The sequence below is a fragment of the Desulfosporosinus sp. FKB genome (assembly GCF_002196705.1).
Classification (GTDB): Bacteria; Bacillota; Desulfitobacteriia; order Desulfitobacteriales; family Desulfitobacteriaceae; genus Desulfosporosinus.
The window spans coordinates 1-10,859 of record NZ_NADJ01000019.1; the positions used below are offsets into that span (position 1 = coordinate 1).

10 protein-coding genes and 1 riboswitch are annotated in these 10,859 nt (G+C 40.2%); of the genes, 1 reads left to right on the forward strand and 9 read right to left on the reverse strand.

Annotation, left to right across the window (positions count from 1 at the left end; genetic code table 11):
- Window positions 1–566: 566 nt before the first annotated feature.
- From B5Y67_RS26340 to B5Y67_RS06495, 3 genes are all read right to left on the reverse strand, one after another.
- On the reverse strand, window positions 567–938 hold the full coding sequence (locus tag B5Y67_RS26340; protein WP_348982293.1) for a DMT family transporter: 372 nt from the start codon (window positions 936–938) through the stop codon (window positions 567–569).
- Between the two features lie 40 nt (window positions 939–978).
- On the reverse strand, window positions 979–1,431 hold the full coding sequence (locus B5Y67_RS26345) for a DMT family transporter (RefSeq protein WP_348982294.1): 453 nt from the start codon (window positions 1,429–1,431) through the stop codon (window positions 979–981).
- Between the two features lie 222 nt (window positions 1,432–1,653).
- On the reverse strand, window positions 1,654–3,018 hold the full coding sequence (locus B5Y67_RS06495; protein ID WP_088225689.1) for a citrate/2-methylcitrate synthase: 1,365 nt from the start codon (window positions 3,016–3,018) through the stop codon (window positions 1,654–1,656).
- Window positions 3,019–3,131: 113 nt separating this feature from the next.
- Window positions 3,132–3,275: riboswitch (cyclic di-AMP (ydaO/yuaA leader) on the reverse strand.
- 297 nt (window positions 3,276–3,572) lie between these two features.
- Between B5Y67_RS06495 and B5Y67_RS06500 the strand changes: the two genes are divergently transcribed.
- The gene (locus tag B5Y67_RS06500) at window positions 3,573–5,357 is read left to right on the forward strand and encodes a PAS domain-containing sensor histidine kinase (RefSeq protein WP_088225690.1); all 1,785 of its coding nucleotides are present in this window, start codon (window positions 3,573–3,575) and stop codon (window positions 5,355–5,357) included.
- Between the two features lie 82 nt (window positions 5,358–5,439).
- Here B5Y67_RS06500 and B5Y67_RS06505 read toward each other — a convergent pair whose 3' ends face one another.
- From B5Y67_RS06505 to B5Y67_RS06530, 6 genes are all read right to left on the reverse strand, one after another.
- Entirely contained in the window at window positions 5,440–5,616 is a 177-nt protein-coding gene (locus B5Y67_RS06505) for a rubredoxin (protein ID WP_088225691.1), read from the reverse strand.
- Between the two features lie 271 nt (window positions 5,617–5,887).
- Window positions 5,888–6,628, reverse strand: a complete 741-nt coding sequence (locus tag B5Y67_RS06510; protein WP_088225692.1) for an acyl-CoA dehydratase activase — start codon at window positions 6,626–6,628, stop codon at window positions 5,888–5,890.
- Complete coding sequence (locus B5Y67_RS06515) at window positions 6,625–7,893, reverse strand: double-cubane-cluster-containing anaerobic reductase (RefSeq protein ID WP_088225693.1); 1,269 nt, start codon at window positions 7,891–7,893, stop codon at window positions 6,625–6,627. The genes B5Y67_RS06510 and B5Y67_RS06515 overlap by 4 nt, the downstream gene beginning before the upstream one ends.
- Before the next feature lie 121 nt (window positions 7,894–8,014).
- Entirely contained in the window at window positions 8,015–8,206 is a 192-nt protein-coding gene (locus B5Y67_RS25820) for a hypothetical protein (protein WP_242975890.1), read from the reverse strand.
- 265 nt (window positions 8,207–8,471) lie between these two features.
- Window positions 8,472–9,884 carry a DNA repair protein RadA gene (gene radA / locus B5Y67_RS06525; RefSeq protein ID WP_170932613.1) on the reverse strand — a complete coding sequence of 471 codons (1,413 nt, stop codon included), beginning with the start codon at window positions 9,882–9,884 and terminating at the stop codon, window positions 8,472–8,474.
- 250 nt (window positions 9,885–10,134) lie between these two features.
- Window positions 10,135–10,725, reverse strand: coding sequence for a DUF6789 family protein (locus tag B5Y67_RS06530; RefSeq protein ID WP_088225695.1), 591 nt, complete (start codon window positions 10,723–10,725; stop codon window positions 10,135–10,137).
- Window positions 10,726–10,859: the final 134 nt, after the last annotated feature.

Below are 10,859 nucleotides of genomic sequence, written 5' to 3' on the forward strand. Positions count from 1 at the left end.
GATAAAGCTTGTTAAACAGTAAAATTCCAATGGAATTGTCTGAGTTAAGATGCAAGAACTCAAACTGGTGACCAAGTTTCCGCCGGGAAATAACTCCTATCAGGGTGCGAAACTTAAATAATTAATTCGAACTGTGTGGGTATATCTATACTAATGAAGACAAGCCTGTATATTGCAAGGCTTGTCTGTTTTATTGACGCAATAGCTTTTGGAACAGGAAATAGAGACTAACTCATAGCCTGCGTCTAAATATTTATAACATTTAGATAATGTTTTTGAATAACCAGCTAAAGAATATTGAAATGCAACCACAAAAGAATAGCCGAAAATGCTCCTCAGAGTGTTCTGGGAAGCGATAAAACGGAATGGTCAAGTGTTAGTATTGTTAGAATAATAAGTAATAAGCTCCAAATGCTTGAGGACATTTTTCTGTACTTGTCAAAAACATAACGCGCCCATGATGTAATTTTAAAAGAGAACAATTATTAATGCTTCATTCTTTTTAAAAACTCATGAGATTACTAAAGCAAAAGACCAGGTTCAAGCCCCGGCCTCTTGCTTAAGCTTTACGGCTTGATATCCAGCCTCTCACTTAAAAAGGTAGAACCCAGGATCAAAACACCACCAATGATTTGTATAGGACTCATTTTTTCTCCCAGAAAGACAGCCGAGATGATCACTGCCGTGATTGGGTCAATATAGCTTAATGCGGCGATAGTCTGTCCTTTTAAGTCTTTGATCGCCGTGAAATATAAAAAATAAGCAATCCCTGTATGAAGAATACCTAAAATAAGGATGAAAATCATAGAGTGTAAGGTTAACCCAGACAAATCTACTGTATCCGCTAAAATAATATAGGGCAGAAGAACCAAACTTGATACCATTAATTGCACAAGGGTAGTTTCAAACCCTGTTAGGTTTTTAATAAACTTATTCATGATGATAACGCCCGCATAGAGTACTGCTGCTGAAAGGCCGTTATGCTATGCCGAGAAAATGATTACTCCCGCTGCCTGTGTCGCCGCCTCCCAGGTTAATTAGAAACAATCCGGCCATAGCAATAATAATGCATCCAACCTTAGTGAACGTTAATCGTTCCTTAAGGAGAAAGGGCGCCATTATCATGACAAATATCGGAGCAAAATAATAACTTAAGGTTGCATTGGATATGGTCGTGTATTTATAAGCTTGAAACAAAAAAATCCAATTACATCCGATGGCAGCACCCGATAATACTAAAAGTAACCCATTTTGTTTAATTGACTTAAAGGATGGCCTTTGTTTAACAAGAATACTTATAAAAATCAAAAAAGCACTGCCAATAATTCCTCTTAGAAAGGCGATCTCACTGGAAGGCAAAGCAATATTACGAACAAAGACCCCGATACTGCCAAATATCAACATGGCTGTCAGGATTTTAAATTTTCCCATTAACGTTCCACCCCTGTCTGATCTCTTTATGTCAAGCTGCTGAATCTATACTATTCTCTCTTTTTCAGCGGATACCTTTTTCTTCCCGTTTTATCCAATCGTAAGACTCAAAACCTTTACATAAAAAAGGCACCGGTGATTACACCGCTGCCAAAGCTCTTGCCTAATGCTTAATGCTTATTTGGTCTTGAAAAATGAGAATGACTTCTATAATAAGAAGAACTAATTCCTCTCAATCAAATCAAGGTACTTTTGTCTCCGTGCCACACTTTTATAAGCCGGCCGGATAATTTTCCCGGCATTAACAATTTCCTCAATACGATGGGCACTCCAGCCTGCGATTCGAGCAATAGCAAACATAGGTGTATACATTTCGACAGGGATATTGAGCATTTTATAAACGAATCCGGAGTAAAAATCGATATTGGCACTAACTGTTTTATACATCTTATTAAACTTAGCGATTACTTGAGGCGCTAACCTTTCTACTGATGTGTAGAGTTTAAATTCATCATCCAGTCCTTTTTCCTGGGCTAGTTTGGCTGCATAATCCTTAAGAATAACGGCTCTCGGATCTGAAATAGAGTAAACCGCGTGGCCAATCCCATAGATCAAGCCAGACCTGTCAAAGGCATCTTTTGTCAAAATCCGAGTTAGATATTGCTCAATTTCTTCATCATCATTCCAATCCTTGAGTTGATTCTTCATATCTTCAAACATCTTGATTACTTTAATATTAGCTCCGCCATGCCGCGGCCCTTTGAGAGCACCTATAGCTGCCGACATCGCCGAATAAGTATCTGTGCCGGTAGAAGTTACGACATGAGTAACAAAAGTCGAATTATTTCCCCCGCCATGTTCAGCATGCAACACCAGAGCGAGATCCAGGAGCGCAGCTTCAAGTTTGGTGTACTTGCTGTCCGGTCTCAGCATTGTCAAAATGTTCTCGGCTGTGCTTAACTCCGGACGCGGGCTGTGAATAAAGAGACTTTGATTGCCATGGTAATGGGATAAGGCTTGATAAGCATACACCGCTAAGGATGGAAAACAGGCTATCAGCAGCAGGCATTGTTTTAAAACATTGCTGATGGAAGGATCGTCAGGGTTATCATCAAAAGAATATAAGGCTAGGACACTTCTTGCAAGAGCATTCATAATGTCTTTGCTGGATGCCTTCAAAATCAAATCGCGGGCAAAATCTTCCGGCAGCTTCTGATTACCGGCCAGAATTTGTTTGAAATCCTCTAGACCTTTCTGGTCAGGAAGATGGCCAAAAAGCAATAAAAAGGCAGTCTCTTCGAAACCAAATCGGCCGTCTCGCGTGAATCCATTGACTAAATCGGAAATATCATAGCCACGATAAAGTAATCGGCCTGGAACTTGTATAATTTCACCTTCGTCCAGGATATATGAGTGTACTTCACCAATTTCTGTCAGACCGACAAGGACACCTCTTCCGTTAACATCCCTAAGCCCTCGTTTGACTTGGTATTTGCTGTATAATTCAGGATTTATAAAACTGTTCTTTTCGGCAACCTTGCTCAAAGTGACAAGAGTTTTCCCTTCGGATGGCTCATAATTTGGCATACTATATATCCTCCCTCTATAAATAAAATAAAACCCCGAGACGCAATGTCTGGGGTCAGCTAAGTCGAAAAAGCAAAAGAATAAAAAAGCAGGGCAATAAGAGCCTAGCCTATCGTTCTTTCCTTTCAACGCTTACGAAGTTAGCTGACGGATTCGGGTCGAAAGTAACCCTACCTCACAGGAAAAAATTCCTTTAGAGGATTCACCCCAGATAAATGGTTCCCCCGCTTCTAAAAAGAATTAAGCGATTTAGGATATTCAGATAATCTTTACAGATTATCGTTTTAACCATGCTGCGAAATACATTTATTGGAATCTATTATATCACATCTATAGACTATAATCAATTATATAAAATAGAGCTAAATTGAAACGAACTGCCAGCCCTGATGGTTTCTCAAGTATTAATATATACATTAGTATATACATAAGTATCTATAAATAATTGTTATTAAAAAGGGATTGGGATTAATTTGTAGAACTATTATTTATCGATTAGTACTTATTAGTCTTATAAGGGCATTTGATACTTAGATGCAGAAAAGGAGTTAGCTTTGGATACAAATATTCCAGAGGTTTCCTTAAAGGAGCTTCTTAAGCTGAAAAAAGTCTTCTTAAATTTCAATTATGTCTTTATTATCAATTCCTTAGATGGACGGATTCAATACAGCAATCCAGTTTTGCCAACACTTCTTGGAATTACCCAAAAAACCATAAAAAATCTAACAGCAGTGGAGATCATCCGGCAATTTGTTCATCCTGATGACCAAAATTCTTCAATCCAAGCGGTCACAGAAGCGATGAAGGGAAAGCGAATTCATGGCTTAACGAATCGCTACTGTCTTTCCAACGGCACCTATCAGCAATTTTCCTGGATGCTGATCCCCATTCCTACGGAGGAAACTTTTTATGGGATTGCTTGCCCGACTGCTGACGGTATCATCCCTAACAATATGGCTGCTGATCAACCGGATATCAGAATCCACAGCATCTTTCACAATATATCCGATTACTTTTATGTTCTGGATAATTCCTGGAAATTCGTTTATGTCAATAGTTCTGCTGCCCAGCTTTTCTTAGCTTCAAAAAAGGAAAAAATCCTCGGGAAATATTACTGGGATATATTTCCTGAATCAGACGATTTGTATTTCCTCAAATTTACAGAAGCTAAACTTACCCAAAAACATATTTATTTTGAAGCTTTCTCAGTACTTTCCTGCGGCTGGGTTAGAGTTAACGTTTACCCTTCTCCGGAAGGTCTCTCTGTTTATTTTCGAGATATTTCCGATCAGAAGTGCTTGGAAAAATCCTTGGCAGATGAGCAAAAACGTCTTCATGCTATTTTAGATGGACTCCCCGGGTTAGTTTATCTGCGTACCACTGAGGGAAACGTTGTTTTTGCAAATCATAAGTTTAAGGAGATTCAGGGCGAACCTGGTAATAAGAAATGTTTCGAACTCCTTTTTAATAGAAATCGTCCTTGTAAGGACTGTAATATGGAATCGAAAACCCAAACCTCCGGGCCCCTGCAATGGCAGTGCATTATCAAAGATGTTATTTATGAAGTATATCAGCATCCGTTTGAAGATATTGACGGAACCCAACTATTTCTAATGCAGCTCCTGGATATAACCAAACGCAAGCTTGCCGAAGAAGAAATAGGCCGTTTAGATCGCTTGAATCTCGTTGGTGAGCTGGCAACAAGTATTGCCCATGAAGTAAGGAATCCCATGACAACCGTTCGCGGCTTTTTACAGCTCTTAAAGAGTAAAAACATTTCTCAGGAAAACGCAGAATATTTTGATCTTATGATCAGCGAGTTAGATCGGGCTAACGGCATTCTTAATGAATTTTTATCTGTTGCTAAAACAAACGCCAAATTACGGACACCAGTTAAACTCAACAACTTAGTGGATTCTTTATATCCTTTAATTATGGCTGATGCAACCAACCAAGATAAACTTGTCGTCCTTGAGGCAGAGAATATCCCTGAACTAATGTTAGATGAACGCGAAATGAGACAACTTATCCTTAATCTCACAAGGAACGGCCTCGAAGCAATGAGCCCAAAGGGGACTTTAACCATTAGGACCTATCAAACCAAAGATAGTATTGTACTGGAGGTAAAAGACCAAGGATCCGGCATCAGTCAGGAAATTCTGGAACGTTTGGGCACTCCTTTTCAAACAACGAAAAAAGGCGGAACAGGGATTGGCCTGTCTACGTGTTTTAATATTGCCGAAAGACATATGGCTAAAATTGAGGTGATAACTTCTCCTTCCGGCACAAAATTTATTGTGCGGTTTAAGGATCCCAGCCTTAAGGAAATACCCTCTTAGTGAAAATCTCTAGCAACACTCCAGCCCTAAGAAGAATGATTATAAAACCTTTAGATCTTTCTTGATGCTCTAACCTTAAACTTTACAGGGGTTTGAATGCTTTCTTACTGGCTCCGCATAATGGGCATCTCCATGTATCGGGCAGTTCCTCAAAGGGCACACCCACAGCTACTTTACTTTTTTTACAACCCTTGTCAGGATTATAGATATACCCACAACTTTGCATTTGACATTGCCATAGTTTACTCTCTTCGCTCATCTCAACTCCCCCTTCTCGTTTAATTTTATCACTAAATAATAATAATTTAAATATAATAGAGGAACCTTATGCGTATTATTTAAATCTTACGCATAAGGTTTTTACTAATTGTCTCCATTGAGGACTAAAGGGGCTGTGCAAATTAAATCTGCAACAGCCCCTATTTCTATAATCAATCTTATAAGTTATAGTCTTTAAATTACCAGTCCAAGGGATAAACCATTTTTTCGCCGTTAGTTAGAGTCTTGCCCTTACTTATGCCCGCAAAGTACTAGGCAAGCAATGCTGCACCTAAAGCAGCGGTCAGTTCAGGTTCTGGAGGAATCACAAGGTTTACCTTTAGTTCCTTCTCAAGAAAGCGGGTCAGGAGATCGTAGTGAGCACCACCGCCAGTGAAAATCAACGTTTCCGGATGCCCCACGGACTCGACAAAATTGGCCAGACGCTTGGCGGTACTTTTAAAAAGACCTGCAATAACTTCAGGTTTAGGAACCCCTTTCGCCAGCATTGTGATCACTTCCGACTCTGCAAACACCGTACACATGGAATTAATAGGCATTGGGCTGGCTTCAGCTGCCGAACTGAATTCCTCCGCTGTCAGGTTTAATCCTTTGAGGATGACATCTAAAAAACGCCCGGTGCCTGCGGCACACTTGTCATTCATGATAAACTGAACAACTTTGCCATTTCCATTTTTTCTGATGACTTTGGCATCCTGTCCTCCTAGGTCAAGAATATACTCCTTATCCGAAAAATAATGATGACACCCTCTGGCCTGACAAGAAATCTCGGTAATTACCCGTCCTTCAGCAAAGTTTACTCTTCCATATCCTGTAACCACGAGTTTCTCGGGCTTTTCCCCCTCTTTATCGACATAGGTTTTTAGTAAAGCAATGCCGGCCTGTACCGAGTCGAACCGAGAAGGAATGATCTGTTGATAAACCCGTTTTCCATCTTCCAGAACCACTAACTTTGTATTCACTGAGCCGAGATCTAAGCCGGCTTGCATCATCCACGAATCATCTCTAATAAAGCTTCTATCCGAGTTAAAAGCTGACCTTGATCTTCTTCAGAAAAGTCGCTTTCCAGCCGCAGATATGGAATTTGTTTTTTCTCCATTTCTTTGCCCACAAAATAACTTTCCACACCATAGGGCTGACAGAATTGAAGCGAGAAATCGATTACAGCATCCGCTTTTAAGTTCTCAGCCATGTACGCAATATCTTCCAATCGTCCCTGATTCGGAGTAAAGCAAGCGCAATTTACTTTTAAAGGCCGTTTGGCAATATTAGCAAGCATATTTCCGACATCATCAGCCGGTTCAGTAACATCCTTATAATAACGTTCTCCGGTGCAGGTTTCCTCTCCAACTACAACAGCCCCTGCCTGTTCAATTAAAGCGTGAAGCTTCCATGCGGGTAAAGGCTGGGGAGTCCCCGTTACTAAGATCCTTGGGGCATTGGCTGGTGCTACCCCAATACCCTCTTTGACTCGCTGATCAAGTTCATCGCACAAGGCATTAACTTGGGCAGCGAAACGAACAGGATCATCAAAGAAAGAGAGCTGATTAATTAAGAGGACATCCAAACCGTGAATCGGTGCCGGAGTATGTTTTCTTAAGTCAGCTAATCTTTGTAGGGCAAGGCGTTTATTGTTAATCGTTTCAATCCCCTGAGCAAGATTCTCAGCAGTTAATTTCACCTTTGTTTCGCGTTCAATAAATGAGGCGAATTCCTGCACTTCTTCTTCCCAAAGAGAAACATCCTTGGTTTCCTTCTTTTGCGGCAGTTCCATAACGTATGTAGGGATATACTTGTTAAGAATTTCCCAGGCCTTCTTCTTTCCATCACAGGTCGTTTCCCCAATGACCCAATCAGAAACTTGGAAATAGGGGCAGATGCGGTCTAATTTGAAACCCATTGTCGATTTAATCAAAGGGCAAAGATTGCGGGGCAGAACCTTTTCCCCCGAAGAAACAGTAAACTGAGCCCCGGCACACAGGCCAATGCTGGCGCTCCCCGTCGCCACGATAATTTCCTCCGGCACATATACGCAAAAGGTTGAGAACACTTTTTTGCCGGCTTGTTTCATGGCATAGAGTTCATGAACACGAATTCCATGAACATCTCCAACCACTGCATCAAAATATCCCATTCCTTTGGGGCGATTAGGTCGATCTAAAAATAAGCTCGTGAAAATTGCGGGTACCGGAGCCAAAAAATCATCGTGTTTCTCTAAATCCATACCCAGTGCTGTCCATAATTCCCGGTTCTCCATTAGTCTTTTCCCCTCCTCAATCTCTCTACACCAAATTTAGATATGTATCACTTTAGCGCTTTGATGCATGACAGCGATGATCTCCGGCATAGTCGATACTTTGCCGACTTTGATTTTATCCTTAATGCCGTAATAATCCAGACAAGTCACGCAAGCCGCAAGCCAAGAGAGCAACACCCCAGTCCTTTTCTAAAATCTCCAGAGCATCAAAGGCCGAGAATTCCGGCAGTAACAAGCTCACTCCTTTTTCCAGAAATACAATATGGGAAGGTTTTTCTGCAGCTTCTGAGAGCTTTAAAAAGAAACTGTGCATCAGACGTTTGCCCAATTCCGAGTCTTAATGACCGATGGCATCTGAGCTGACAAAATAGGTAAAAGACATTGAACCCCCCTCCGTCATAACTTTCTACTTATTACATATTATCATTAAATGTCTATGACTAGAAGGATAATTTTAAAATTTTCCAGTGCATAAAAAAAGCCGGAACGCATGTGTTTCCGACTTATCATTAAAGGTCCCATAAAGGTTTCTGAAACCATAATGTTAGTCTGGTTACCAGAGGATGCTTAACACTCTATCAAGTAATCTCTGTCGTATAAGGTTCAATTCTGCCTCCAGCCTTCATCCCTAAATGTTTTATAACATCATATAAAGTGTTAAGCTCAATTATATCAAGATTCTTAAAGCGAGAAGAATCACGTACAGTATTTCTCGCCACGTAGACACGTCGGAATCCCATTCGGTCAATTTCTCGTATCCTCGCTTCAATAGCCGGAACTTTCTTTAGTTCTCCAGTCAGCCCTACATCAGCTACGAAGACTGTGTCATTGGGAATTGTTTTATCCATGACTGAAGAAACAATACACATGATAATTGCTAAATTAACCGCCTGTTCTTTGAGTTGAAGACCCCCTGTTGTTTTTATCACAACATTTTTATCGTAAAGGCTAATCTTTCCACGCTGTTCAAGAATAGAAATAAGAGTATTTAGTTGGTCCCGCCTTAAACATTCGGCAATTCTGGAGGGATAGGGTGTAAAGGATTTTGAAACAAGGCTTTCAACTTCCACAATAATCGGACGTGTACCTTCTTTTATAACGGCTAAAGCACTTCCTGATATGGTTTGGCCTTCTTCCCTCTGGGTCATGAAGAATTCTGAAGGGTTATCGATGGATAACATTCCCTTTTCCGTCATGGAGAAAAAACCAATTTCTCCTGTGCTTCCAAACCTGTTTTTCGAACACCAGGCCCCCCGTAATTCTTCCCCATTTTCCCCATTCAAGATCAACACAGCATCAACCAAGTGCTCTAACGCTCTTAACCCGGCAATTTCATCGTCCTTTGTCATCTGACCAACCATAATTACTGCTCTGGGGCGTTCATTGTTTTTGGCAACTTTTAAAAGTTCATTGGCACAGCCCATAGTTTGAATGGGAGAACCTGGACGTGAATGGTGTTCTTCCAGCGTAAAGGTTTGAATACTATCGATAATAACCAAATCCGGATCCAATTCATTGACTGCCAGAAGTACATGATCCATACTTGTATCAGAGTATATCCAAATATTGCTATTAATTCCCTTTAAGATTCGATCTGCTCTATTTTTTATTTGCGTATCGCTTTCTTCTGCAGATGCATATAGCACCTTGTATCCTTGAGATGCCACATCATCAGCAACTTGTAACAACAAAGTTGACTTTCCGGCTCCCGGTCTTGCTGTGAGTATAATAATCGAGTCTTTGACGATTCCACCGCCTAAAACCCGGTTAAATTCAAGAATGCTTGTAACAATTCTGTCACTATTAGCGGATGAAACTTCCGATAACCTCTTGACGGAACTCGTCTGTTTCGCTGTCGAAACCTGAGTTGAGATTGGTTGATTAATAAGTTCTTCAAAGGTGTTCCATTCTTCACAGTTCGGACATTTCCCCATCCATTTCGGGCTCTCACTGCCACAGTTTGAACAGCGATAAATGATCTTAACTTTCATAAAAAACCCCATTTCATATCCCTTCGGATGCTCACGTGTACCTCAGACATATCACTGTTTCCTAGACAATATACGGATCCCGACTCTCACTTTTGGATCTTACTCTTATTATAATGCTTTATGAGAAAGAGAAGTATAGTATCAGATCAGAAATGCAAGTGAATCAAAAAACCAGGTAAGCTCTCTGTTGGCACATTACAGGTCTTACCCGGGGTTACTCAATAGATTTCTACAATCGTTTTTAAGTTAATCAATGTAAATAGGTCTGTTTCTGATCCGTACTCATACCATTTTCGATTAAATACTGGTAATCACCTTTCGAGTCAAACGTTGTTGGATTAATACGTTCACGTTTTTCAAAAACATTCGAATCAGCTATCATTAACATAGCCTTTGCAGAAGTTATTCCATAAATCAAATTATTGAACATCGCCGAATACTGAGACTTTGTTAGGTGGGTCTTTTTATATAAGCCTACTTTTTGGCCACCCGTATATAAAACACCCCAGGTTATGATAGATGATACTAGCCCTTTGGCCACATAATGGTCCTTACCTGTCTTCTTTAAAATGTACATTAATGGGAGGCCAAAAATCGAACCCGTTGCCAAATGTAAAACCTGGCCTAGAATGAAATTCTTTTTTTGCTTCGTTCTGATTGGGCTCACAAACATTTGACCTGCCATTGTTGCATAACGGCCTTCCGTTTTCCCAGCTCGATAGATCACTTCATTTGATATATCCATAAAGATAGTTCCAACCAGACCTCCCAATAATCCTGTCAAAATGGAGTCTTGGGTTTTACCCATCTTATTGAATAAACTTATTGCTTTCATGAACATTGATTACACCTCCCTATATTAATTTAATTTTTCGTTGTTTTCCTCTTGTTTTCATAGAATTGCTAACTTACCAAAAGAACTTATCACGGATAGAACTTGCATAAAATACTCAATTCAGAGAAATTAAGTATGGC

Excerpts from the sequence above, each read along its gene's own strand:
- B5Y67_RS26340 (WP_348982293.1), bottom strand. The coding sequence starts at position 938 with ATGAATAAGTTTATTAAAAACCTAACAGGGTTTGAAACTACCCTTGTG.
- B5Y67_RS26345 (WP_348982294.1), bottom strand. The coding sequence starts at position 1,431 with ATGGGAAAATTTAAAATCCTGACAGCCATGTTGATATTTGGCAGTATC.
- B5Y67_RS06495 (WP_088225689.1), bottom strand. The coding sequence starts at position 3,018 with ATGCCAAATTATGAGCCATCCGAAGGGAAAACTCTTGTCACTTTGAGC.
- B5Y67_RS06505 (WP_088225691.1), bottom strand. The coding sequence starts at position 5,616 with ATGAGCGAAGAGAGTAAACTATGGCAATGTCAAATGCAAAGTTGTGGG.
- B5Y67_RS06510 (WP_088225692.1), bottom strand. The coding sequence starts at position 6,628 with ATGATGCAAGCCGGCTTAGATCTCGGCTCAGTGAATACAAAGTTAGTG.
- B5Y67_RS06515 (WP_088225693.1), bottom strand. The coding sequence starts at position 7,893 with ATGGAGAACCGGGAATTATGGACAGCACTGGGTATGGATTTAGAGAAA.
- B5Y67_RS25820 (WP_242975890.1), bottom strand. The coding sequence starts at position 8,206 with ATGCACAGTTTCTTTTTAAAGCTCTCAGAAGCTGCAGAAAAACCTTCC.
- radA (WP_170932613.1), bottom strand. The coding sequence starts at position 9,884 with ATGAAAGTTAAGATCATTTATCGCTGTTCAAACTGTGGCAGTGAGAGC.
- B5Y67_RS06530 (WP_088225695.1), bottom strand. The coding sequence starts at position 10,725 with ATGTTCATGAAAGCAATAAGTTTATTCAATAAGATGGGTAAAACCCAA.